Raw genomic sequence first — 23,981 nt, 5'->3', positions numbered from 1 at the left:
GTTTGACACGGCTTCACCGCGATCCGTCTTTCCGCCGTTCTTCCCGATCACCTCCCTGCTCATCTCGCCGATGACTCAAGCCAACTCCACCACCGCCCCCCCGTTCATCGCCGTCGTACCGGCCCGGCTCGCTTCGACGCGTCTGCCTAACAAGCCGCTCGCGGACCTTGGCGGCAAGCCGATGGTGGTGCGGGTCGCCGAACGCGCACGCGAATCGGGCGCACAGCAGGTGCTGGTCGCGTCCGACGCGCAAGAAGTGCTCGACGCCGCCCGCGACCACGGCTTCGAAGCCGTGTTGACGCGCGCCGATCACCCGTCGGGCACCGACCGTCTCGCGGAAGTCGCCGCGCAGTTCGGCTGGAGCGACGACACGATCGTCGTCAACGTGCAGGGCGACGAACCGCTGATCGACCCGGCCCTCGTATGCGGCGTGGCGTCGCACCTTGCAGCCAGCAGCGGTTGCGCGATCGCTACCGCCGCGCACCCGATCGTCGACCCCGCCGAAATCTTCAACCCGAATGTCGTCAAGGTCGTGCTGGACGCTCGCGGCGTAGCGCTGTATTTCTCGCGCGCGCCGATTCCCTGGGCTCGCGACGCTTATCAGCCGCACTGGCCCAATGTCGCGTCGATGCCCGCGCCGCCTGCTCCGGCGGTGGTTCACCGGCACATCGGGCTGTATGCGTATCGTGCGCAATTTCTGCGCACGTACCCCACTCTCGCAATCTCGCCGATCGAGCAGGTCGAAGCGCTCGAACAGTTGCGCGCGATGTGGCATGGCGAGCGAATTGCCGTGCTTGTCACCCAGGACGTGCCGCTCCCTGGCGTCGACACCCCCGCCGATCTCGCGCGCGTAAGGGCTTTATTCGGGTCTTGACCGCAAAAACCCATGGCATAATCGGACGGTTGTGCGCGCCTCCTACAACAAGCGAGCGTCAGGGTTTGCCCCGGTCGCGCCGGTTTTCTCCTGCAGCGCCGTCGTGTTTCGACGTGCAGCGCGAGAGTCGAACGGCAGTCGATGCGGGTCCCTCGGCGAATCGCCGGATGGCTGCAGCGTCTTCAAAGAATTCACATAGATCTGGAGATATCACATGCGTTTGATCCTTTTGGGTGCACCCGGCGCGGGTAAGGGCACTCAGGCAAACTTCATCAAGGAAAAATTCGGTATTCCGCAGATTTCCACCGGTGACATGCTGCGCGCGGCCGTCAAGGCAGGCACGCCGCTGGGCCTCGAAGCCAAGCGTTTTATGGACGCCGGCGAGCTGGTCACGGACGAACTCATCATCAACCTGGTGAAGGAACGTCTGCAGCAGGCCGATTGCGCGAACGGTTATCTGTTCGACGGTTTCCCGCGCACCATTCCGCAAGCGGAAGCGATGAAGCAGGCGGGCGTTGCGATCGATTACGTGCTGGAAATCGACGTTCCGTTTGACGAAATCATCGTGCGTATGAGCGGTCGCCGCTCGCACGCAGCGTCGGGCCGCACGTACCACGTCAAGTTCAATCCGCCGAAAGTCGAAGGCGTTGACGACGTGACCGGCGAGCCGCTGATCCAGCGCGACGACGACAAGGAAGAAACGGTCAAGAAACGCCTGCAAGTCTATGAAGCGCAAACCAAGCCGCTGATCGACTACTACAACGGCTGGGCAAAGAACGGCGATACGGCGACTTCGTTGAAAGCACCGCAATACCGTCGCATTTCGGGCCTCGGCAGCGTCGACGAAATTCGTGAACGCGCTTTCGACGCGCTGAAGTAATCCCTCCGGTTTTGTTCGACAAAAAAACCCGCCCATGCTGGCGGGTTTTTTTATTGCCGCATGCGACAGGCGATGCACCTCAAATGCACGTGCCGCCATTTTTTGACGCCATAAGCTCAACTTTAATTAGACCTCCGTATCGGCAGCGCTCCGCATTCCGCGCTCCGATCGCTCGCTTTCTGCATCGCAACACAGCCGCTACAATCGACTATCGAAAAAATATTCGATCTGGCCACGACTGAACAACCGTAGCAAAGGAGAAGAGATGGAGATTCGTGACAATGTGTTCCTGATCACCGGCGGTGCATCGGGTCTCGGCGCCGCCACAGCTCGCCTGTTCGTCGAGAACGGCGGCAAGGTGGTGCTGGCCGACCTGAATCAGGACGCTGGCGAGGCGCTCGCGAAGGAACTCGGTGGCGTGTTCGTCAAATGCGACGTGAGCCGCGAAGACGACGCAACCCAGGCCGTGGAAGCCGCCGTCAAGCTCGGCACACTGCGCGGGCTGATCAATTGCGCGGGCATTGCGCCCGCGGTCAAGACGGTCGGCAAAGACGGCCCGCATCCGCTCGACTCGTTCGTGCGCACCATCTCGATCAATCTGATCGGCACCTTCAACATGATCCGGCTCGCCGCCGCGGCCATGTCGAAGAACGAGCCGAATGCGAACGGCGAGCGCGGCGTGATCGTCAACACGGCGTCGGTGGCGGCCTATGACGGGCAGATCGGCCAGGCGGCCTACGCGGCATCCAAAGGCGGCGTGGTCGGCATGACGTTGCCGATTGCACGCGACCTGTCGCGCAACGCGATCCGCGTGATGACGATCGCCCCTGGCATCTTCGAAACACCGATGCTGCTCGGCATGCCGCAGGAAGTGCAGGACGCTCTCGGGGCAATGGTGCCGTTCCCGCCGCGCCTAGGCAAACCAGCCGAATACGCAATGCTGGCCAAGCAGATTTTCGACAACCCGATGCTGAACGGCGAAGTGATTCGTCTGGACGGGGCGATACGGATGCAGCCAAAGTAATTGCCGTGCCCGCTCGGCTCGGCTCATAAGGCGCCAATGCAAAAACGCCTGCTCATGAATCGATCATGAGCAGGCGTTTCATTTTGGTGCGTGCGCGGCTTTGCGCGTTGAAAGCCTCGCGCGACTAGTCGCGATCGTCCTGCTGGGTCCGCTGACGCAACTCGTGCAATTGCGACTCCACCACCATCGCGTCTTCCGCATCGGGACGGTCGCCGAGATAGTTTTCGAGGTCTTCGAGCGCGGGCCGCAGATAATCGAGGCGCGCATACGCAAAACCACGATCGCGCACTTCTTCGATATTGTCCGGCAACAGAATTACGAGACGCTGCTGAACAGCCAGCAGGCGCTGCCACCGCTCGGTCTCGAGATAGGTCGCCTTGAGATTACCCAACATCCGCGTGAGGATTTCGCGACTCGTGGCCGGTTGCAGCAGCATCCGCAGCGCCCTGCTCACCGACTCCCCCGCCGACGCCACATACGGCTCCAGCATGTCGACCATCTCCGACTCGGACAGCGAATGACCGCTGGTCGGGTCGAGCATCACGTCGCCGTCGGGCGTCGTGACGCGCAACAGGAAATGCCCGGGGAACGACACGCCGCGTACCGGAATGCCGATCTGCTCGGCCATCTCCAGATACAACACCGCCAGCGAAATCGGAATGCCGCGACGACGCTTGAGCACGACATTCAGATGACTGTTATCGGGGTCGAAATAGTCGTTGAGATTGCTGGCAAAACCCAGCTCGCGGAAGAAGAACCGGTTCAGAATGCCGACCTTCTGCCTGGGATCGGCGTTCTCCGGGATGCGTCGTTGCAGGCGCAGCACGAGTTCGTCGATCTCGGCCAGCGTGGCTTGCAGATCGAGATCGGGATAAGCGTCCTGTGCGAGCGAAAGCGCCGCTTCGGTCAACGGCAGACTTTCGTCTTCGGCCACGAGCGTGCTGAAATAGTCGAGAACTCGCGTCATCGTGATCACTTCACTCGCCTTTTGAAATACGCGTACTTGAAGCCCATCAGCCAAAGCATACCGAAATATAGCGCGGCGAACAGCACGAGGCACGCGCCCAGCAGCACGATCCGGTTGAGCGGCTGATCGTGCATGGCGATCCAGTCAAAACTGATTGCCAGCCACCTCATCACGCCCGCCAGCACTAGACAGGCGCCCAGCAACTGCACGAAGAATTTCAGCCAGCCATTCGACGGCATATAGATGCCGCGCTTGCGCAGACCAAGAAACAGCAGCAACGCGTTGACGCAAGCGCCGAGCCCGACGCTCAGCGTCAAGCCCGCGTGCGCGAACATCGGCACGAACGCGTAGTTGCTCAACTGCGTCACGATCAGCACGCCGATGCCGATCTTCACCGGCGTCTTGATGTCCTGCTTCGCGTAGAAGCCCGGCGCGAGAATCTTGATCAGGATCAGGCCGATCAGCCCGACGCCGTAGGCGGCCAACGCGCGGCTTACCATCACGACCGAATGGCCGTCGAATTTGCCGTAGTGGAACAGCACGGCCGTTAGCGGCTCGGCAAAGAAGAACAGCGCGACCGCGCTCGGCGCGGCCAGCAGGAACGTCACCCGCAGCCCCCAGTCGAGCAGCGACGAATATTCGTGCGGATCGGCGTCGACGTGCGCCTTGGCCAGACTCGGCAGCAGGATCGTACCGAGCGCGACACCCAGCAGCGCGGTCGGGAATTCCATCAGACGGTCGGCGTAGTTAATCCACGAGACCGCGCCGGGGCCGATGCGCGACGCGATATTCGTGTTGATGATCAGGCTGATCTGCGCAACCGACACGGCGAACATGGCCGGCACCATCTTCGACAGCACCCGCTTGACGCCGCGATGCGCGAGCGCCCGCAAGGGATTCCAGCCGATGCGCGGCACCATGTCGATCTTCTTCAGCCCCGGCAACTGCACCAGAAACTGCAACAGCCCGCCGACGATCACCGCCCACGCGAGCGCGTAGACCGGCGTTTGCAGACGCGGCGCGACGAACACCGCAGCGAGGATGAACGCCACGTTCAGCAGCACCGGCGCGAACGCGGGCAACGAGAAGCTCTTGTACGTATTCAGCACGCTCGACGCCAGCGACGTCAGCGAAATGAAAATGATGTACGGGAACATGATGCGCGTCATCGTGACGGCGAGCGCGTACGCGTGGCCTTCATGCGCGAGCCCCGAGGCCACGATGAACACCACGCCGGACGCGCCCAGCACGCCGATCACCGACAGCACGGCCAGCGCCCAGGCCAGCACGGTCGAGGTGGCGTCGACGAGTGCCTTGGTGGCGTCATGACCCTGCTGGTTCTTGAACTCGGCGAGGATCGGCACGAAGGCCTGCGAGAACGCGCCCTCGGCGGAAATACGGCGCAGCAGATTGGGAATACGGAAGGCGACGTAGAACGCGTCAGTAAATTGACTGGCGCCGAACGCACGAGCGATCAGCGTTTCGCGGGCCAGTCCGGTCACGCGCGACAGCAGCGTGAAGCCGCTGACCGTCAGCAAGGCTCGGAGTAGATTCATGGGGCGCTTATTATACGGGTGCCGCAAGTGCGGACGACGAGCCGGGACGCGATTCGGACCGATTTGCTGCACAGACGTTCGATTGGATTTACGGTCTACGCCGTTTTTTGCGGCTTTTCGGGGATTGCCTCGGCAAGCGTACCAACCCAACCAGTGCTTGGGGGCATGATCAGCGCCTCGCCCGCACCACAGCGGCTCCCCACTCCTCTTGCACGTCGCTGGACCTCGCGCTACACGGGCGACGGAGCGGTCATCAAGCTTTCCCGTTGCCACGTGCCTGATTTTGTTGCTATAATCGTCGGCTTCGAAGAGCTCGCTCAATTTTCGGGCGGTGTTTTATGACATCGCGGACACCGCGGGTTGGCACCACGCCCCCTGCTAAATACCGTCCGGCACCAAGAAAATCCGAGCCCGCCTTCGCGTAGTTCGATCGATTTTTCGACACTTTTTGCGCTCTTGGGCAATCGCTTCCAAGAGTTCGGATCTAAAAGCAGCACCTCACCACTTGAAGGTCAGGTACTGGAAACAGGAACAGGATAAGGAACCGTCATGGCAAACTCCGCACAAGCACGCAAGCGCGCCCGCCAGGCCGCCAAGGCAAACTCGCACAACTCGGCACTGCGCTCGAAGTTCCGCACGGCTATCAAGGCTGTTCGCAAGGCGATCGACGCCGGCGACAAGGCTAAGGCCGCTGAAATCTTCCAGGCATCGTCGAAGACCATCGACATCATTGCCGACAAGAACATCGTTCACAAGAACAAGGCAGCTCGCCATAAGAGCCGCCTCGCTGCAGCCATCAAGGGTCTGCAAGCGGCCGCAGCTCAGTAATTCCGGTCGGCCCGCTTCGGTGGGCTAACTCCTGTTTCCGCTGCACAGAAAGGCCCGCCTCGGCGGGCTTTTTTGCTTGGGACTTTGCGCCCGCCTGGTCCACGAGACCAGTGGATTGCAGCTCAACAGACCGCCCACCTGGAGCCCTCGCTCCGGGCACAAAAAAACCCGCTTCTGGCGGGTTTTTGCTTTTGCAGATCCAACCGGGCGGACCCGGTTTAGATCACATGCCGCTTTTCCCGCGGCGCGACGTGCTCGAGCTCCAGCTCACACGCCTCGGTTACGACGAGGTCGTTGTCTTTTGCAAAATTGAGGACGAAATCGAAAGCCATGGGCTCGATATCGCGCAGGCGCGAATCGAGGATCACACACTTCAGGTCGCCGATCATGGTGGGCCGCACGTACAACGAATACTGCATGTAGGCGTTCGGCCCCTTTCTCGCGCCGGGACCAAAACACGCCATCACGCCCGCGAGCCGCTCCGACCAGTCGCTCGGCCGAAACTTTTTTCCTTTCGACGTGATGCCCTGAATGAAATATTCGGTTGGTGCTTCGGCCATGTAGGAATACCTGTGTGACTGCCCAGCGGATGACGGCAAAGCCGGCGGCAAGCCGGTTCAACTGCCTGAACTCGCCGCATACGCCACGATGGCGAATCGTGCCGCCAGAAACCGCCCGAGGCCAGCGGAACGCCGCCCCGGCGTTTGTCATGACGGCGCACCGCGAGCAGACTTTCCGAACCGCGCGAGCCGTGTCCCGCAAGCAAAATAGCTGCCTGCCGGGCTTTGAGATAACCGGCAGATTATAGCGCAGCGGACCCTTTTCCGCAGCGCACACAAGCCCCGGCCGACACACTTCCGAGGCTTTCACCCTGCTTACCCGGCCTTTTGGCCGACTCGTCAAACGGGGCAAAATCCTTTATGCTGCATTGAGTTACCACAAACGACGGCGGCGCCGTCCGGCAATCCTGCCGGGTGAGACCGCCGTATTTGTTTCATGACCGCCAAGAAAATTCGCCACTATCTGCAGTTCAAGGATTTCTCGCTGGAAGACTACGAATACGTGCTGGAACGAGCACGCATTCTCAAGCGCAAGTTTAAAAACTACGAGACCTACCACCCGCTGCACGACCGCACGCTGGCGATGATCTTCGAGAAAAATTCGACTCGCACACGCCTGTCGTTCGAAGCCGGCATCTTCCAGCTCGGCGGTCACGCCGTCTTCATGAGCACGCGCGACACGCAACTCGGCCGCGGCGAACCGATCGAAGACGCTGCGCAAGTCATTTCGCGCATGGTCGACATCATCATGATCCGCACGTATGGGCAGGACATCATCGAGCGCTTCGCCGAGAACTCGCGCGTGCCGGTCATTAACGGGCTGACCAACGAATATCATCCCTGCCAGGTGCTCGCGGACATCTTCACGTTCTTCGAACATCGCGGCCCGATTCGCGGCAAAACGGTCGCGTGGGTCGGCGACGCCAACAACATGCTGTACACGTGGATCGAAGCTGCGCAAATTCTCGGCTTCAAACTGCGCCTGTCCACGCCCCCGGGCTACAAGCTCGACCGCGCGATGGTCGCCGCCGAGAGCGCGCCGTTCTACGAAGAGTTCGACGATCCGAACGAGGCCTGCGCGGGCGCCGACCTCGTCACGACGGACGTCTGGACCAGCATGGGCTTCGAAGCCGAAAACGAAGCACGCAAGAAAGCCTTCGCAGACTGGTGCGTCGACGCCGACATGATGGCGCGCGCCAATTCCGACGCGCTCTTCATGCATTGCCTGCCCGCCCATCGCGGCGAGGAAGTCAGCGCTGAAGTGATCGACGGTCCGCAGAGCGTCGTGTGGGACGAAGCGGAAAACCGTCTGCACGTGCAAAAGGCGTTGCTGGAATTCCTGCTGCTCGGCAAGCTGAATCACTGAGCGAGCCCTTCCAGCACCTGCGTGAAGCGCGACGGGGCCTTGGTTACGAGGCAAGCGTCCACGTCAGCGCCATGCAGCGAGCCGGAGTCCACGGTTGCCAGTGAACCCGGCTTGCATCACCGCACTGTCCCAAAAACGCGGGCACCCGGCGGTTTAGTGTCAAAATAGCGTTTTTCCGCGCTCCGGACCCGCCGGTGCGCCTGATTTCCCGCTTTTTCCAGCTACGAGTTCACCATGAGCGATATCAAGAAAGTCGTGCTCGCCTATTCGGGCGGCCTCGACACCTCCGTCATCCTGAAGTGGTTGCAGGACAACTACGACGCCGAAGTCGTCACGTTCACGGCCGACATCGGCCAGGGCGAAGAGCTGGAGCCGGCGCGCAAGAAAGCCCTGCAACTCGGCATCAAGCAGGAAAACATTTTCATCGAAGACCTGCGCGAAGAATTCGTGCGCGACTACGTGTTCCCCATGTTCCGCGCGAACACGATTTACGAAGGCGAATACCTGCTGGGCACGTCGATCGCACGTCCGCTGATCGCGAAGCGCCAGATCGAAATCGCCCGCGCAACCGGCGCGCAAGCGGTGTCGCACGGCGCAACCGGCAAGGGTAACGACCAGGTTCGCTTCGAACTCGGCTACTACGCACTCGAACCCGGCATCAAGGTGATCGCACCGTGGCGCGAATGGGATCTGCTGTCGCGCGAAAAACTGCTCGCGTATGCAGAAAAGGCCGGCATTCCTATCGAAATGAAGCACAAGCAAGGCGGCGCGCCGTATTCGATGGACGCGAACCTGCTGCACATCTCGTTCGAAGGCCGTCACCTGGAAGACCCGAAGGCCGAGGCCGAAGCCGATATGTGGCGTTGGACCGTGTCGCCGGAACAGGCGCCGGACCAGGCTGAATACCTCGACATCGAGTACGAACACGGCGATCCGGTTGCGATCAACGGCAAGCGTCTGTCGGCAGCTGAAATGCTGACCGAACTGAACCGTTTGGGCGGCAAGCACGGCATTGGCCGTCTGGATCTGGTCGAAAACCGTTACGTCGGCATGAAGTCGCGCGGCTGCTATGAAACGCCGGGCGGCACGATCATGCTGAAGGCGCACCGCGGCATCGAGTCGATCACGCTCGACCGTGAAGTGGCTCACCTGAAGGACGACCTGATGGCCCGCTACGCGTCGCTGATTTACAACGGCTACTGGTGGAGCCCGGAGCGTCGCGCGATTCAGGTGCTGATCGACCACACGCAAGAAAAGGTCAACGGCTGGGTGCGTGTGAAGCTGTACAAGGGCAGCGTGTCGGTCGTGGCGCGTGATTCGAAGGAAACGCTGTTCGACAAGACGATCGCTACGTTCGACGACGACGGCGGCGCTTACAACCAGGCTGACGCTGGCGGGTTCATCAAGCTGAACGCGCTGCGTATGCGGATTGCTGAGAACGCACGCCGTCAGCGTGACTAAAGAAGTTGGTTTGAGATTGGGCTAACGTTGCGCGGCTGATCTCGAACGACAACGTGAAAAAGGCGCCGGGAGGAAACTCCCGGCGCCTTTTTCATTGCCGCCGCACAAATGTCTGGTCGGGAGCGGGCGGCTGCATGCCGATGCAGGCGCGCTGAGTCAGCATGCTCCCTCCGCTCTGCGAGGCACCGTTGTTAGCGACAACAAGGATCAGAACGACCACTGGGCGTCGCAGCGCCCGTTGGCACCGATTTCGTGCCTCTTGTATTCGGAACGCACATCACGGCGTCACCCATCGCGGCACAAAAGCGGCGTTGACACCCAAGCTCGAAGCCCCGCGCGCGCCGCCGGTTCGTTCCACGCCGCCCGCGCTGCAACTCACAAACAGACCGGCTCGGCTTCCAGCTCGACCCCAAATCGCGCCAGCACATCGCGCTGGACCGCTTTCGCAAGCGCCAAAACCTCCGCGCCGCTCGCGCCGCCGCGATTCACCAGCACCAGCGCCTGACGCTCATGCACCGCCGCCGCGCCCATCGCAAGGCCTTTCCAACCGCACCGGTCGACCAACCAGCCCGCCGCGAGCTTCACCCGGCCGTCCGGCTGAGGATAAGACACGACCTCCGGCTCCCGGAGCTTCAGCGCGTCGAACTGCGCGGCATCCACGACCGGGTTTTTGAAGAAACTCCCGGCATTGCCAAGCTCCAGCGGATCAGGCAGTTTCGCGCGACGCACGGCTACCACCGCATCGAAAATAGCCTGCGCGGTCGGCAGCGCGTCATCTGAACCCGGCGCAGCAGAGGCTGAAGCGCCTGCCGCCAGTGCTCGCGCCAGATCCGCATACCCGGCGCGTGGCTGCCAGACCTTTAGCAAGCGGAACGTCACTGACGTGATCACGAAGCGCTCGCGCCCTTCCCGCTTGAAGAAACTGTCACGGTAACCGAACTGGCAAGCCTGCGCGTCGAGTTCGACGACCTCGCCGGTGGCCAACTCCACGGCCCGCAGCGACGCGAACCGCTCGCACATTTCCAGCCCATATGCGCCGATATTCTGGATCGGCGCGGCGCCGACCGTTCCGGGGATCAGCGCAAGGTTTTCCAGGCCGGGCATGCCCTGCGACAAAGTCCACGCGACGAACTCGTGCCACGGCTCGCCGCCGGCTGCCTCGACGTACCACGCGTCGTCGTCCTCGCGTACGACCTCGCGGCCGCGCATCGCCATCAGCAGCACCAGCCCGCCGAAGTCGCCGGTCAGCACGACATTGCTGCCGCCGCCCAGCACGAGGCGCGGCAGGCCGGCGGCGCGCGGATCGCGCACGGCGACCATCAATTGCTCTTCGCGTTCGATCCGGCACGCAAACTGCGCACGGACATCGAAGCCGAAGGTGTTGTGCGCCTTCAGCGGATAGCCGGCAATGAACGCGGCGGAATCGGATTGGGACATCGGAATAAGAGCAATGAAACGACGAAAGAGACCACGAACGAGGCCAGGTCAGCCCTCGCCCGCGCGGCATTGCGCGGCGGTCTTGGGCAAAAGGGAGTGGCGTCGGTAAAATGACGTCCGGTCCGTGATTATAGCGAGTGCCCCGTGAGCAGCCGACCGGCCGCCTCACGCATCGCAGCACTATTGGGAGAATGCAATGCCATCGTTTGACGTCGTCTGCGAAGCAGACATGATCGAAGTCAAGAATGCGATCGAACAGTCCAACAAGGAAATCTCAACGCGCTTCGACTTCAAAGGGTCGGACGCGCGCGTCGAGCACAAGGAAAGCGAAATCACCGCATACGCGGACGACGATTTCAAGCTCGGTCAGGTAAAGGACGTACTGCTGTCGAAAATGGCCAAGCGCAACGTGGACGTGCGCTTCCTCGACTACGGCAAGATCGAGAAGATCGGCGGCGACAAGGTCAAGCAGGTCATCAAGATCAAGAAAGGCGTGTCGGGCGATCTGTCGAAGAAAATCGTGCGCCTCGTGAAGGACAGCAAGATCAAGGTCCAGGCGAGCATTCAGGGCGACGCGGTGCGGATTACCGGCGGCAAGCGCGACGATCTGCAAAGCGTGATCGCGATGCTGCGCAAGGACGTGACCGATACGCCGCTCGACTTCAATAACTTCCGCGACTGAGTCTGCGAGTTCTGCTGTATCTGCAACTGACAACGAGGGGCGCGCGGCGCCCCTCTACCGTCACAGATCGTTGCCTGCCGCTGGGGCGCTCGCCTTCTTTTTATCGCCGATCCGGCTTTCCTGCCCGCGCGCCAGCTTTGCAATGTTGCCGCGATGGCGCCAAACGAGCAGCGAACTCATCGCCACGATAGCCAGCGCGATGATGTGCGGACCAAACAGAAAGGCATCGAAAATCGGCGCAAACACGGCGGCAGCCAGCGCGGCCAGCGACGAATAACGCGTGAAGAACGCGACGATCAGCCAGGTCAGCAACGTAGCGACGCCGAGAATCGGGTTGATCGCGAGCAGCACGCCCGCCGCGGTCGCCACGCCCTTGCCGCCCTTGAAGCGGAAGAAAATCGGGTACAGGTGGCCCAGAAACACTGCGATTGCCGCAATCGCGACCGACGTGTCGTCGAGCCCGTAACGCGCGCCGAAGTGCACGACGAACCACACGGGCAGCCAGCCTTTGAACGCGTCGCCGAGCAGCGTCAGGATCGCCGCTTTCTTGCTGCCGCTGCGCAGCACGTTGGTGGCGCCGGGGTTGCCCGAGCCGTACGAGCGCGGGTCGTCGAGGCCCATCGCAGCGCTTACGACGACGGCGAACGAAATCGAACCGATCAGGTAGGCAACGACAGCAACGATCAGGTTTTGCATCTGGGGACTCTTATAAGGATCGGCGGTCCGACATTCGGAGAATCCCGACACGTCGACCGCAAAGGAAACGCCGACAGACAACAGGGCGCAAAGCGGCGCACATTCTACCCAACGTGCGCGCCCGGAAAACATTCAGACAAACGTCAATCGACGCTCGCGCACTGAACCGCCTTCGCCGCCAGCAGGTCGGTCAGCACCTTCGGCTGGATGCTGACCAGAAAGCCGCGCCGCCCGCCGTTCAGCCAGATCTTGTCCATCTCCAGAATGGTCGACTCGACATACACCGGCATTTGCTTGCGCGTGCCGAACGGCGAGGTGCCGCCGATCAGATACCCTGAGTGTCGGTTCGCGACCTCGGGCTTGCACGGCTCGACGCGTTTCGCGCCGATCTGCCGCGCGAGGTTCTTGGTGCTGACGGTACGGTCGCCGTGCATCAGCACGATTAACGGCTTGGCGTGCTCGTCTTCCATCACGAGGGTCTTGACCACATGATGTTCGTCCACGCCGAGCTGGCGCGCCGATTCCCCGGTGCCGCCGTGCTCGACATACTCGTAAGGATGCTCGCCGAAAGTGACGCCGTGACGGCGCAGGAACTGCGTGGCGGGCGTTTCGGAGACGTGTCTGGATTTGCTCATCGGCGCATTGTAATGGCGAGTTTGCGCAACGGCTATTTGCCGAACGGCCAATTGTGCGGGGTGGGCGCTTGTGGCACGATCGTTCGATAAATTTTCCGGCGCACTGTATGCCGGTATCGAATCGTAGCCGGAGAGGACCCGAGTAAGCGCTAAAGCGCTAACTCTGGGTCGACCGCCGGGGCATGGGACCCGAGTAAGCGCTAAAGCGCTAACTCTGGGTCGACCGCCAAGGGCATGGGACCCGAGTAAGCGCTAAAGCGCTAACTCGGGTCGACAAGGAGACAGCATTGAAGATTGATTCACGAACCCGTTCCACCATCGACATCCCCGCGCTGCTGGCCGGTCTGCCCGCGCGCATCGCAGACATTCCGGCATTCGCCGCCGCACGCGATCCGCAACACGTCGCGCTGATCGAGGACGCGCGCCGCCTGACCAGCGCGCAACTGCTGCAAGCCGTCGACGCCGCCACCGCGCTGCTGCGCGAATGGGGCGTGCGCGGCGGCGATCGCGTGATGATCGTCGCGGAAAACAGCATCGTGCAGATCGTGTTGCTGTTCGCGACCGCGCGGCTCGATGCATGGGCGCTGGTGTCGAACGCACGGCTTTCCGCAGCCGAACTCGATTCGATCCGGGCGCACGCACAACCTCGCGTGGTCGCGTATGCGGTGGAAAGCTCCGTCGATGCCCAGCAGCACGCGCAACGCCATCAGGCAACTCAAGCGCCCGCCATCACGCCGGACATCGGCGCATGGTCGTATTCGGTGGACGACGCCGTGCAGGCCGAGCCCGTCGAAGCCGCGAACGACCGCCAGTGCGCCGCGCTCATCTACACCACCGGCACCACCGGCGCGCCGAAAGGCGTGATGCTGTCGCACCGCAATCTGCTGTACATCGCGGCCGTGTCGAGCCGTCTGCGCAAAGTCGGTCCCGACGATGTCGTCTACGCGGTGCTGCCCATCTCGCACGTGTACGGCTTTGCATCGGTGTGCCTGGGCAGCCTGCATGCGGGCGCGACCTTGCGGCTGGCGCCGCGCTTCTCGCCGGAAGCCGTGCGCCGCGCGCTCGCAGACGAACGCGTGTCGATCTTCCAGGGCGTGCCGGCCATGCACGCCAAGCTGCTCGAACATCTGCAGACGCACGGCCACGCGTGGTCCGCGCCGCAGTTGCGCTTTGCGTACTCGGGCGGCTCACCGCTCGACGCCGCGCTGAAAGCGCAGGTCGAATCCGTCTACGGTCTGACGCTGCACAACGGCTACGGAATGACCGAGAGCAGTCCCACGGTTTCTCATACGATGCTCGACGCACCGCGCAGCGATTGCTCGGTCGGCGAAGTGATTCCTGGCGTCGACGTGAAGTTTGTCGGACTCGACGGTGTCGAAGCTGCGCCGGGCGAGATCGGCGAATTATGGGTGCGCGGTCCGAATGTGATGCTCGGCTACTACCGCAGTCCTGAGCAGACACGCGCGGCCGTAACCGAAGACGGCTGGCTGAAAACCGGCGACCTCGCGCGGCAGGATGCCGACGGCGCGCTGCATATCGTCGGACGTAGCAAGGAGTTGATCATCCGCTCGGGGTTCAACGTGTATCCGGCCGAAGTCGAACATGTGCTGAACGCGCATCCGCAAGTGGTGCAATCGGCAGTGATCGGGCGCGCGGTCGAGGGTAACGAAGAAGTGCTCGCGTTCGTCGAGTTGACCGCCGGGGCGACAGTCACGCCTGCTGAGTTGATCGCGTGGTGCGGCGAGCGGCTTGCACCGTACAAGCGGCCCGCCGAACTGAAGGTGCTTGCCGCGTTGCCGGCTGCGTCGACGGGAAAGATTCTCAAGCACCGGCTGCGCGAATTTATCTGAAGCCTGCGTCTGGAAGTGCGCGCATCATCCTCGCGGATGATGCATCGCATGCAGCGACTTCAGCCGCTCCCGCGCCACATGCGTGTAAATCTGCGTAGTCGAAATATCGGTGTGACCGAGCAGCAGTTGCACGACGCGCAAGTCGGCACCGTGATTCAGCAGATGCGTCGCGAACGCATGCCGCAACGTGTGCGGCGACAACGGCGCATGCACGTCGGCGGCCACCGCGTGTCGCTTGATGATGTTCCAGAACTGCTGACGCGTCATACCCTCGGCGCGGCTCGTCACGAACAGCGCATCGGTCGAACGCGCGCCGAGCAGCGCCGGGCGAGCCTCGCGCAGATAGCGTTCGATCCACCCGTGCGCTTCTTCGCCGAACGGAATCAGCCGCTCCTTCGAGCCCTTGCCCATCACACGCACTACGCCTTCGTTCAGGCCGACCTCCACCGTCTTCAGCGTGACGAGTTCGGTCACCCGCAGGCCGCTCGCGTACATCAACTCGAGCATCGTCCGGTCTCGCAGACCCAGCGGCGTGGAGATATCCGGCGCACCGAGCAACGCTTCGACTTGCGCTTCCGATAACGTCGACGGAAAACGCATGGGCTGTTTGGCCGAGCGGATGCGCAGCGTCGGATCGGCCTGCGCGCGATGCTCGCGCACCGCCCAACCGTAGTAGCGGCGAAACACCGAGAGCCGCCGGTTCGACGACGTCGATTTGTCGGCGTGCCGCGCGGCGGCATAGGCGTTGAGATCGGCTTCGCTGGCGGTGTCGAGCGACGCATTGCGGGTCTGCGCAAGCCATTCGCAAAAGAGCCGGAGGTCGCGGCGATACGCGTCGAGCGTGTTGCGCGACAGGCCGTGCTCGAGCCACAGCGCGTCGCAGAACGCATCGATCGAGGCGGCGCTTGCCAGATAAAGAGGAGACGCGACGACGCTCGTGTCGTCGGCCAGGGAATCGGTCGTGCCCATGCTCGTGCTCATGCGTACGGAATGCCTTCGTGCGCCAATAGCCAGCGCTTGACGTTGCGGAAAAAGCCGTCATCGCCGTGATGCGCGAATCCGCCGATGCCGCTCGAACTCACCACGCGATGACAGGGAATCACAATCGGGAAAAAATTGGCGCCGCACGCCTGACCGACCGCGCGCGGCGCGCTGCCGAGCTGCCTTGCCACCTGTCCGTAGGTCAGCACGACGCCCGTCGGAATATCGCAGATCGCCTGCCACACGCGCTGCTGGAATGCCGTGCCGACCGGCGCCAGCGGCAACTCGAATGTCGCGGACGCCCGCTCGAAATATCGCTCGATCTGCGCGGCGGCCTGCTTCGCCAGCGGCGAGTCGGGCGCAACGCTCGCCATCGAGTCCGGCAGATAGACGATCTCGCGCACTGCTTCGCCTTCGAGACGAATGCCGACCTTGCCGAACGGCGCGTGGATCACTGCATTGAACATGATGGCCTGCTCCTTACTATCGTGGCGGCTCGGTTGTGCGAGATGGCACCGCAGCATGCAGTGCTATTGCCTGCTCAACTTTACGCCGCTTCCAGCGCCCATTGCACGTGCTCGCGTACCAAGTCCGAAGCGTCGTCGGCGCGCTGTCGCAACGCGTGCACGATGGCGTCGCGCGCCTGCGTATTCAAACTCTCCGGCGATGCACGCAACGCATTGCCCATCCCCACTGCGAGATTGCGCAACCAGCTTTCGTAGCCGATGCGGCGAATCGCACTGCCCTGCATTCGCGTATCGAACTCGTCGGCGGTCCATGCGAACAGATCGACCAGCGACGCGCGATCGAGTCCGTGCCGCACGTCGAAATCGGCGACCGGCGCGGCCTGCGCAAACTTGTTCCACGGACACACGAGCTGACAGTCGTCGCAGCCATACACACGATTGCCGATCAGCGGCCGCATCTCGAGCGGAATGCTGCCCTTCAGTTCGATGGTGAGATAAGAAATGCACAGCCGCGCATCGACCTTATAAGGTGCGACGATCGCGCCGGTCGGACACGCGCCGATGCAACGCGTACAACTTCCGCAATGCGAGCCCGGCGTTTCAGGCGCGATGTCGGGCGACGTTTCGGCATCGGTCGGCAACGGTACATCGACGTAAATTTCGCCGAGGAAAAACAGCGAACCGGCGTCGCGTTGCAACAGCAACGTGTGCTTGCCGCGCCAGCCGATGCCCGCCTTCTGCGCAAGTTCTACCTCCAGCACCGGCGCCGAATCGGTAAATACGCGGTAGCCGAATGCACCGATCTCCGCTTCGATTTTCTCGGCGAGATGTTGCAGGCGATTACGCATCACCTTGTGATAATCGCGGCCGCGCGCATAGACCGACACCACCGCCGCCGACGGGTCTGCGATCCGCGCATACTCGGCTGAGCGCCAGTCTTGCGCGCTCAGGCCGCCGCCCGAGCCGCTTTCGTGCGCCGCTCCGTTCAACGTTTCGGCGGGCAAATAGGCGATGCGCGCGGTAATCACACGTCGCGTGCCGGCCACAAGCTCAGCGGGCCTCGCGCGTTTCATGCCGTGTTTCGCCATATAATCCATCTCGCCGTGGCACCCCGCTTCCAGCCAGGCTGCAAGCGGCGCTTCGGCCGCGGAGAGATCGGTATCGCTAATGCCGATCGCCCCGAATCCCAGTTCACGGCCCCAGCTTTTGATGTTCAGCGCGAGCGCATTCAGCGCTGCGTCATCGTAATGACGAGCGCTCTCCGCAGCGTTCGTCGCGATGGACGAATGCGCGCTGGTGACAGTGGACTCAGGGGACTCCGGACTTCGGTTCATCACGCCATTTTACGAGAATGCCTGCCAATCCCGATCACGCGATTCTGCCGTCCGCCAATCTTCTGCTCGAACGCAGCTTTGCGCTCGCAGACGAAGCCGCCACGCACGCGTTCGGCGAGCGCTTCGCACAGGCGATCGAAAGCGTTCGCGACGCTGCGCAGCATTCCCAACACGCGCCGGACGCGAACGGCGGCACGGCATTCCACGGGCTGCAAGTCCAACTCATCGGCGACCTCGGCGCCGGCAAAACCACCCTCGTGCGCGCGACCTTGCGCGGCCTCGGTCACACTGGCCGCGTGCGCAGTCCCACGTACACGCTCGTCGAACCTTATGCGCTAGAACGCCCTGCTGGGGAACTCGCGCTGTATCACTTCGATCTCTATAGATTCACCGATCCGGCCGAATGGGCCGATGCGGGCTTTCGCGAATACTTCGACAGCGGCGCTATCTGCCTCGTCGAGTGGCCGCAGCGCGCAGGGCCCCTTCTGGGAGTGCCGGATCTCGTCTTCTCACTCGATCTGGACAGCGAGAACGACGGACGCGTGCTCGTCGCACGGGCATACAGCGAATCAGGAAAGGCATGTCTCGAAAGATGTTGATCAAACCGTTCCGCTCGATCGAATCCGCGGCTACCGCCACGCATAACTGGCGGCGTCGGCAGATTCTGCGGGCGGGAGCGTCCACGCTCGTACTCGGACTCGTCGCGCCGCGTCTGGCCCTGGCCAGTTCGGTGCTCGGCGTGCGGGTCTGGCCCGCGCGCGACTACACCCGGGTGACGATCGAATCCGATCAGCCGCTGCAAAACACGCAGCAGCTGTTGCAGGCGCCAGACCGTCTGGTGGTCGATCTGAGCGGCCTCGATCTGGATCAGGCGCTGAAAGACCTGGTATCGAAGATCACGCCGAACGATCCGCAGATTTCGGCGGTGCGGGTCGGACAGAATCAGCCGCACGTGGTGCGCATGGTGTTCGATCTGAAGGGCTCGGTGAAGCCGCAGGTGTTCACGTTGCCGCCGGTCGGCGCGTACAAGTACCGGCTGGTGTTCGACCTGTATCCCGCAGTCGCGCCCGATCCGCTGATGGATCTGCTCGCGCAAACCGAACACAAGCAGCAGACTTTCAACGAAGAGAACGGCGTGCCGCCCGCCACGCTGAGCGGTCCCGGCACGACGCCGCCCGCCGCGGATAACAGCGAGGCTTTCTTCGAGCGTTACGCGCAGAACGGCAACGGCGGCGCTAACAGCGGCTCAGCACCTGCGCCGGGCGTGCCACGTCCACCCGTGCATGTCGCTCCCACGCCTTCGGCACCGATCATTGCCGGCAAGCCGGCTGTTCCGCTCTCGCCGCCCGCCGCGATTGCGCGCAACAAAGGCAGCAGCAAGCCGAACAACCTGGGCGGCGACAACGACGACAGCAGCGACGACACCTACGCGTTCTCCACGCCGAAGTCCGGCAAGAGCAACACGGTGCGCCTGCTGACCGTCGCGATCGATCCGGGTCATGGCGGCGAAGACCCCGGCGCGATTGGCGGCGGCGGAACTTATGAGAAGCACGTCGCTCTCGACATCGCGAAGAAGCTGCGCGCGAAGATCGACGCCCAGCCCAACATGCGCTCGATGATGACCCGCGACGCCGACTTCTTCGTGCCGCTGAACGTGCGCGTGCAGAAAGCGCGGCGCGTCGGCGCGGACCTGTTCGTGTCGATCCACGCCGATGCGTTCACGACGCCCGAGGCGAAGGGGTCGTCGGTGTTCGCGTTGTCGGACCATGGCGCGTCGAGCGCGGCGGCTCGCTGGATGGCGAACAAGGAGAACTCGTCGGATCAGATTGGCGGGATCAACATCAAGTCCGCCGATGCGACCGTCAACCGCGCGCTGTTCGACATGTCGACCACGGCGCAGATTCGCGACTCGATGCGCTACGGCAACTTCGTGCTGAAGGAAATCGGCGGCATCAACAAGCTGCACAAGGGCTCGGTCGAGCAGGCGGGATTCGCGGTGCTGAAGGCGCCGGACATTCCGTCGATCCTCGTGGAAACCGCGTTCATCAGCAACCCGGACGAGGAGCGACGCCTGAACGACGACGCCTATCGCGACAAGATGGCCGACGCGATCATGAACGGCATCAAGCGTTATTTCGCGGCAAATCCGCCGCTGGCGAAAAACCGGATGACTTGAAGCCGGCTTCTGATAACGCACGAGGCAAAGAAAAAACGGCCGCTCATCAGTGATGATGCGGCCGTTTTTTGTCGATGCGCGCTGCGGCATGATGCGCACGTCGCACATTGCAAGTTGCAAGCTGCACATCGCACGTTGCTCGCTACATGCTGCGCAGCAAAAAACTCAGCGTGCCGGTGTCAGCCTCTGCACGACCCATCCGCCGAACACGTTCACCGCCAGCCCCGCCATCACCAGCAACGCACCGCCGACCTGCGCCATCGACAATTGCTCACCCAGCAGCAACGACGCCGACGCCAGCCCGACAATCGGCACCAGCAGCGAAAACGGCGCGACCTGGCTCGCCGGATAGCGCGACAACAGACGGCTCCACAATCCATAGCCGATCAGCGTCGCGATAAACGCCAGATAGACGATCGCGAATATCGACATCGCGCTGATGCCGGACAAAGCGGCGGCGATCCGCTGCGGCCCCTCGAACGCATACGACGCCGCGAAAAACGGCAGCGGCGGAATCAGACTCCCCCACACCACCAGTCCGACGAGATCGACCTTGCCGACCTTCTTCGTGACGATGTTGCCGAGTGCCCACGAACACGCCGCGCACAAGGTCAGCGCAAAGCCTGCGGCGGTCATCGCGTGACCGCCTTGCAAACCGATTACAGCGAGACCGGCTGCCGCGATCAGCAGACCCACGAGGTTCGGCAAACGGAAGCGCTCGTGCAGGAAGATCGCCGCGAAAATCAGCGTGAAAAACGCCTGCGCCTGCAACACCAGCGAAGCAAGCCCCGCCGGCATGCCGACGTACATCGCCGAAAACAGGAACGCGAACTGGCCAAACGAAATCGTCGCGCCGTACGCGAACAACCAGCGCCATGGCAGATTAGGCTTCTTCACAAAAAACACCGCGGGCACAGCGGCGAGCGTAAAGCGCAGCGCGCCGAGCAGCATCGGCGGCACGCCATGCAGACCCACCTTGATCACGACGAAATTGACGCCCCACGCGATCACGACGATCAGCGCGAGCAGCAGATCCCTGGGCGACATCCCGGTCTCCATCCGATTGTTGAATCCGGCAGTTTAACGGAGCCTTACATCGGCGGTCATCGCCGTTGCCATCGATTCCGGAGCGCGGGCGCGGAGCGAGGCGTCGGCATTGTGCGCTGCGCAGTAGAATCGTCCATTCAGCAAGATTTCCACCCACCATTTCAGCCGAGCCTGCCATGTCCTCCTCGATCAAAGCCGTCCTCAAACCGCATCTGCGCGACGTCGGCAGCCTGACCGTGCGGCGCGTGCTGCCCGCCATGGCCGCGCGTCTGATCGGCCCGTTCATCTTCTTCGACCACATGGGCCCCGCCACCCTCGAACCCGGCGTCGGACTCGACGTGCGGCCGCATCCGCATATCGGCCTCGCGACCGTCACGTATCTGTTCGAAGGCTCGATCATGCATCGCGACAGCCTCGGCTCGGAGCAGAAAATCGTCCCCGGCGACGTCAACTGGATGACGGCCGGACGCGGCATCGTCCATTCGGAACGCACGCCCGCCGAAGATCGCGCGAGCGGGCTGACCATGCACGGCATCCAGACCTGGGTCGCGCTGCCGCTCGACGACGAAGAAGTCGAGCCGTCGTTCGCGCATCACGCTGCCCACACGTTGCCGGTGGTCGAGCGCAACGGCGTCACGCTGCGCGTGATCGCGGGCACGGCGTTCGGCGTGGAGTCGCCGGTCACGACGTTCTCCGGCACGCTGTACGTCGCCGCCGAATTCGCGCCGGGCGGTGCATTCGCGCTCGAACCGGAACACGAGGAACGCGGCGTCTATCTGGTGGACGGCGATCTGGAAATCGACGGCACGCCGCTCGAAGTCGGCCAGATGGCCGTGCTCGCGCTCGACGAAACCGTCACGCTGGCAAGCACGAACGGCGCGCGCGCGATGCTGCTGGGCGGTGAAAAACTGGACGGCGAGCGCTTTATCGAGTGGAATTTCGTCGCGAGTTCACGCGAGAAAATCGAAGCCGCGAAGCTCGCGTGGACCCATCAGGAAATGGGCCAGGTGACGGGCGAAACCGAATGGATTCCGCTGCCGGAGCGTAAATAACGAACCCGGGCACGAATCGCGCCGATTAACCCCGACGCTCGCGTGGGCAAGCGTGCGACGCATTGAACCCGCGCTGTTCGGCCCCATTTAGTGACAAACCGTTTTATCGACGAGGACGCAATGGACACCACTCTGGCCACTTTTGAACAGGACGTCATCGCGGCGTCGACACTGGCCCCCGTGCTGGTCGATTTCTGGGCGCCGTGGTGCGGCCCGTGCAAAAACCTGGGCCCGATGCTCGAAAAGCTCGAGGCCGAAGCCGCCGGCAAATGGAAGCTGGTGAAAGTGAACGTGGACGAAAATCAGGAACTGGCCGCGCACTTCCAGGTACGCAGCATTCCGCACGTGATGGCGTTTGCCGACGGCCGCCCGGTCGACCAGTTTGTCGGCGTGCTGCCGGAAGGCCAGTTGCGCGAATTCATCGAGCGGCTCGTGCCGCAAGGTGCAGATGCCGCGCGCCTCGAAGCGCAGACCGCATTGGCCGAAGGCCGTCGCGACGATGCGTACGACGCGCTGCAAGCCGCCCTCGCCTACGACCCGGGCTTCGACGAAGCGCGCCTGGATCGCATCGAACTGCTGCTCGAAGACAATCGTATCGACGAAGTCCGCAACGAAGTCGATCTGCTGTCGCCGAAAACGACGCAGGGTATCGACGCACGTTTCAACGCGATCAAAACGCGCCTCGACGCGCTGGATGCCGCCGCCGACCTGCCGCCCACGGACGCGCTCGAAGCCAGAGTCGCCGCCGCGCCCGACGATCTCGAAGCCCGCTTCGATCTCGCCAGCGCGCTGATCGCCCGACTCAAGTATTCGGAAGCACTCGAACATCTGCTGGCAATCGTGCAACGCGACCGCACGTTCCGCGACGATATCGGCCGCAAGACGATGTTGTCCGTGTTCGATCTGGCCGCGCATCAGCCGGAACTGGTGTCGCAATGGCGGCGCAAGTTGAGCGCATCGCTGTATTGATTCGCGTGCGGTCTGTCGGGAAGCGATAGCACGTAAAAAAGGCGGTGAAAGCGACATCATGTCGCTTTCACCGCCTTTTGCTTTTCATGGTCGCTTCGCTTGAAACGCCGGTTGGAACTTCGGCCGAACCGTCAACCGGCCGCCTGCTTCGCCAACGCCCGCAACACATGCGCGGCCGCGGCAAAGCCGAAACTCGCCGTCACGCACACGCTCGAACCAAACCCCGCGCAATTCAGACCGACCGGCCCCGTGTGTCCCGGCGACGTGCTCACGTGCTCCGCTTCTTCGTCGATATCGCAGACGGCCACTTCGGGGTAGATCAACGGCTCGTCGGAATACACCGCGCTCACCTTGAACTTCGCCTTCGGCCCGCGCGGAAAACCATGCTGCTTGCGCAACTGTCCGCGCACTTTCGACAGCAACGGATCCTGGATCGTCAGCGCGAGATCGTCGATGCGAATGCGCGTCGGGTCGAGTTGACCACCTGCTCCGCCCACTGTGATCAACGGCTGCTTGCGCTCGACACACCATGCGATCAGCGCGGTCTTGGTCCGCACGCTGTCGATGGCGTCGATCACATAATCGAAACCGCCGCCTAAGGTCGCGTCGAAATTATCCGCCTCGACGAAATCTTCGATCAGCCGCACGTCGCAGTACGGGTTGATCATCTTGATGCGCTCGGCCATGGCTTCGACTTTCGGTTTCCCGTAGCTGCCGTCGAGCGCGTGAATCTGCCGGTTCGTGTTGCTCTCGGCCACGTTGTCGAGATCGATCAGCGTCAGCGTGCCAACGGCGCTGCGCGCCAATGCTTCCGCCACCCACGACCCCACTCCGCCGATGCCGATCACCGCCACATGTGCGCCTTCGAACGCGGCGAGCGCGGGCGCGCCGTACAGGCGCGCAATGCCGCCGAAACGCCGCGCGTGGTCGGCGCTTTCACTCGCGTCGAGGCTGGTAGTAATATCGGCATACGCGTCGGACTGCGCGTCGGATTGCGCGGTGGTGCTGGACATGGTGGCGGGACTCGTTGAAGACTGGCAAAACGGAAATTGGCGGCGTCCGGGTCGATTCTGAATCGCCCCAAAACGCACTCAGACCGTATTTTGCCTGAACGCGCCGAGCCGCATCGCCGTACACGT

At 62.7% G+C, this 23,981-nt stretch carries 23 protein-coding genes; 12 read left to right on the top strand and 11 right to left on the bottom strand.

Translation table 11 applies throughout. The features are described 5' to 3' along the window. Positions 1-70 precede the first annotated feature (70 nt). The 3 genes from kdsB to ABH945_RS01375 all read left to right on the top strand — a co-directional run bounded on the left by kdsB (position 71) and on the right by ABH945_RS01375 (position 2,778). Positions 71-874 carry a 3-deoxy-manno-octulosonate cytidylyltransferase gene (gene kdsB, locus ABH945_RS01385; RefSeq protein WP_074765433.1) on the top strand — a complete coding sequence of 268 codons (804 nt, stop codon included), beginning with the start codon at positions 71-73 and terminating at the stop codon, positions 872-874. 214 nt (positions 875-1,088) lie between these two features. Beyond that, positions 1,089-1,754, top strand: coding sequence for an adenylate kinase (adk, locus tag ABH945_RS01380; protein ID WP_074765435.1), 666 nt, complete (start codon positions 1,089-1,091; stop codon positions 1,752-1,754). 265 nt (positions 1,755-2,019) lie between these two features. Further along, positions 2,020-2,778 carry a 3-hydroxyacyl-CoA dehydrogenase gene (locus ABH945_RS01375; protein WP_429249494.1) on the top strand — a complete coding sequence of 253 codons (759 nt, stop codon included), beginning with the start codon at positions 2,020-2,022 and terminating at the stop codon, positions 2,776-2,778. Positions 2,779-2,902: 124 nt separating this feature from the next. Here ABH945_RS01375 and ABH945_RS01370 read toward each other — a convergent pair whose 3' ends face one another. Then, entirely contained in the window at positions 2,903-3,745 is an 843-nt protein-coding gene (locus tag ABH945_RS01370; RefSeq protein WP_429249493.1) for a SirB1 family protein, read from the bottom strand. Positions 3,746-3,750: 5 nt separating this feature from the next. Beyond that, a complete protein-coding gene (gene murJ, locus ABH945_RS01365; protein ID WP_074765439.1) occupies positions 3,751-5,301 on the bottom strand; it encodes a murein biosynthesis integral membrane protein MurJ in 1,551 nt (516 codons plus the stop codon). Between the two features lie 549 nt (positions 5,302-5,850). Between murJ and rpsT the strand changes: the two genes are divergently transcribed. Then, entirely contained in the window at positions 5,851-6,129 is a 279-nt protein-coding gene (gene rpsT / locus ABH945_RS01360) for a 30S ribosomal protein S20 (protein ID WP_074765441.1), read from the top strand. Between the two features lie 218 nt (positions 6,130-6,347). Here rpsT and ABH945_RS01355 read toward each other — a convergent pair whose 3' ends face one another. After that, positions 6,348-6,689 carry a DUF3579 domain-containing protein gene (locus tag ABH945_RS01355; protein ID WP_074765442.1) on the bottom strand — a complete coding sequence of 114 codons (342 nt, stop codon included), beginning with the start codon at positions 6,687-6,689 and terminating at the stop codon, positions 6,348-6,350. Between the two features lie 436 nt (positions 6,690-7,125). On the opposite strand from ABH945_RS01355, the gene argF reads away from it, so the two are divergent. Further along, entirely contained in the window at positions 7,126-8,055 is a 930-nt protein-coding gene (argF, locus tag ABH945_RS01350; protein ID WP_074765444.1) for an ornithine carbamoyltransferase, read from the top strand. Positions 8,056-8,289: 234 nt separating this feature from the next. After that, positions 8,290-9,516 (top strand): argininosuccinate synthase, encoded by a 1,227-nt coding sequence (locus tag ABH945_RS01345; protein WP_074765447.1) that lies wholly within the window; start codon positions 8,290-8,292, stop codon positions 9,514-9,516. 375 nt (positions 9,517-9,891) lie between these two features. Here ABH945_RS01345 and murB read toward each other — a convergent pair whose 3' ends face one another. Then, positions 9,892-10,953 carry a UDP-N-acetylmuramate dehydrogenase gene (murB, locus tag ABH945_RS01340; protein ID WP_429249492.1) on the bottom strand — a complete coding sequence of 354 codons (1,062 nt, stop codon included), beginning with the start codon at positions 10,951-10,953 and terminating at the stop codon, positions 9,892-9,894. 196 nt (positions 10,954-11,149) lie between these two features. On the opposite strand from murB, the gene ABH945_RS01335 reads away from it, so the two are divergent. Then, positions 11,150-11,635 carry a YajQ family cyclic di-GMP-binding protein gene (locus ABH945_RS01335; RefSeq protein ID WP_028197943.1) on the top strand — a complete coding sequence of 162 codons (486 nt, stop codon included), beginning with the start codon at positions 11,150-11,152 and terminating at the stop codon, positions 11,633-11,635. 60 nt (positions 11,636-11,695) lie between these two features. On the opposite strand, the gene plsY is transcribed toward ABH945_RS01335, so the two are convergent. Together plsY and ybaK are read right to left on the bottom strand one after the other, a co-directional pair. Next, positions 11,696-12,331 carry a glycerol-3-phosphate 1-O-acyltransferase PlsY gene (gene plsY, locus ABH945_RS01330; RefSeq protein ID WP_074765451.1) on the bottom strand — a complete coding sequence of 212 codons (636 nt, stop codon included), beginning with the start codon at positions 12,329-12,331 and terminating at the stop codon, positions 11,696-11,698. A gap of 143 nt (positions 12,332-12,474) precedes the next feature. Next, a complete protein-coding gene (gene ybaK / locus ABH945_RS01325; protein ID WP_429249491.1) occupies positions 12,475-12,966 on the bottom strand; it encodes a Cys-tRNA(Pro) deacylase in 492 nt (163 codons plus the stop codon). Between the two features lie 287 nt (positions 12,967-13,253). Between ybaK and ABH945_RS01320 the strand changes: the two genes are divergently transcribed. Then, positions 13,254-14,816 (top strand): class I adenylate-forming enzyme family protein, encoded by a 1,563-nt coding sequence (locus tag ABH945_RS01320; RefSeq protein ID WP_429249490.1) that lies wholly within the window; start codon positions 13,254-13,256, stop codon positions 14,814-14,816. Positions 14,817-14,840: 24 nt separating this feature from the next. On the opposite strand, the gene xerD is transcribed toward ABH945_RS01320, so the two are convergent. From xerD to queG, 3 genes are all read right to left on the bottom strand, one after another. Further along, the gene (gene xerD, locus ABH945_RS01315; protein ID WP_429249489.1) at positions 14,841-15,797 is read right to left on the bottom strand and encodes a site-specific tyrosine recombinase XerD; all 957 of its coding nucleotides are present in this window, start codon (positions 15,795-15,797) and stop codon (positions 14,841-14,843) included. Next, entirely contained in the window at positions 15,794-16,264 is a 471-nt protein-coding gene (locus ABH945_RS01310; protein WP_429249488.1) for a methylated-DNA--[protein]-cysteine S-methyltransferase, read from the bottom strand. The genes xerD and ABH945_RS01310 overlap by 4 nt, the downstream gene beginning before the upstream one ends. 80 nt (positions 16,265-16,344) lie before the next feature. Continuing rightward, positions 16,345-17,598, bottom strand: coding sequence for a tRNA epoxyqueuosine(34) reductase QueG (gene queG, locus ABH945_RS01305; RefSeq protein ID WP_429249487.1), 1,254 nt, complete (start codon positions 17,596-17,598; stop codon positions 16,345-16,347). A 17-nt stretch (positions 17,599-17,615) separates the two neighbouring features. On the opposite strand from queG, the gene tsaE reads away from it, so the two are divergent. Together tsaE and ABH945_RS01295 are read left to right on the top strand one after the other, a co-directional pair. Continuing rightward, positions 17,616-18,197 carry a tRNA (adenosine(37)-N6)-threonylcarbamoyltransferase complex ATPase subunit type 1 TsaE gene (tsaE, locus tag ABH945_RS01300; protein WP_074765465.1) on the top strand — a complete coding sequence of 194 codons (582 nt, stop codon included), beginning with the start codon at positions 17,616-17,618 and terminating at the stop codon, positions 18,195-18,197. Continuing rightward, a complete protein-coding gene (locus ABH945_RS01295) occupies positions 18,179-19,774 on the top strand; it encodes an N-acetylmuramoyl-L-alanine amidase (RefSeq protein WP_074765467.1) in 1,596 nt (531 codons plus the stop codon). The genes tsaE and ABH945_RS01295 overlap by 19 nt, the downstream gene beginning before the upstream one ends. 165 nt (positions 19,775-19,939) lie before the next feature. Here ABH945_RS01295 and ABH945_RS01290 read toward each other — a convergent pair whose 3' ends face one another. Continuing rightward, positions 19,940-20,821, bottom strand: coding sequence for an EamA family transporter (locus tag ABH945_RS01290; RefSeq protein ID WP_074765469.1), 882 nt, complete (start codon positions 20,819-20,821; stop codon positions 19,940-19,942). Positions 20,822-20,997: 176 nt separating this feature from the next. On the opposite strand from ABH945_RS01290, the gene ABH945_RS01285 reads away from it, so the two are divergent. Beyond that, positions 20,998-21,873: a pirin family protein gene (locus ABH945_RS01285; RefSeq protein WP_429249486.1), complete on the top strand. Its 876-nt coding sequence runs from the start codon at positions 20,998-21,000 to the stop codon at positions 21,871-21,873. A gap of 120 nt (positions 21,874-21,993) precedes the next feature. Further along, the gene (gene trxA / locus ABH945_RS01280) at positions 21,994-22,842 is read left to right on the top strand and encodes a thioredoxin (RefSeq protein WP_429249485.1); all 849 of its coding nucleotides are present in this window, start codon (positions 21,994-21,996) and stop codon (positions 22,840-22,842) included. 131 nt (positions 22,843-22,973) lie between these two features. On the opposite strand, the gene tcdA is transcribed toward trxA, so the two are convergent. Further along, a complete protein-coding gene (gene tcdA, locus ABH945_RS01275; protein ID WP_429249484.1) occupies positions 22,974-23,855 on the bottom strand; it encodes a tRNA cyclic N6-threonylcarbamoyladenosine(37) synthase TcdA in 882 nt (293 codons plus the stop codon). Positions 23,856-23,981 lie beyond the last annotated feature (126 nt).

It is taken from the genome of Paraburkholderia sp. GAS333 (genome assembly GCF_050435665.1).
Taxonomy (GTDB): Bacteria; Pseudomonadota; Gammaproteobacteria; order Burkholderiales; family Burkholderiaceae; genus Paraburkholderia; species Paraburkholderia fungorum_A.
This window is presented reverse-complemented; position numbering and strand designations above follow the sequence as displayed.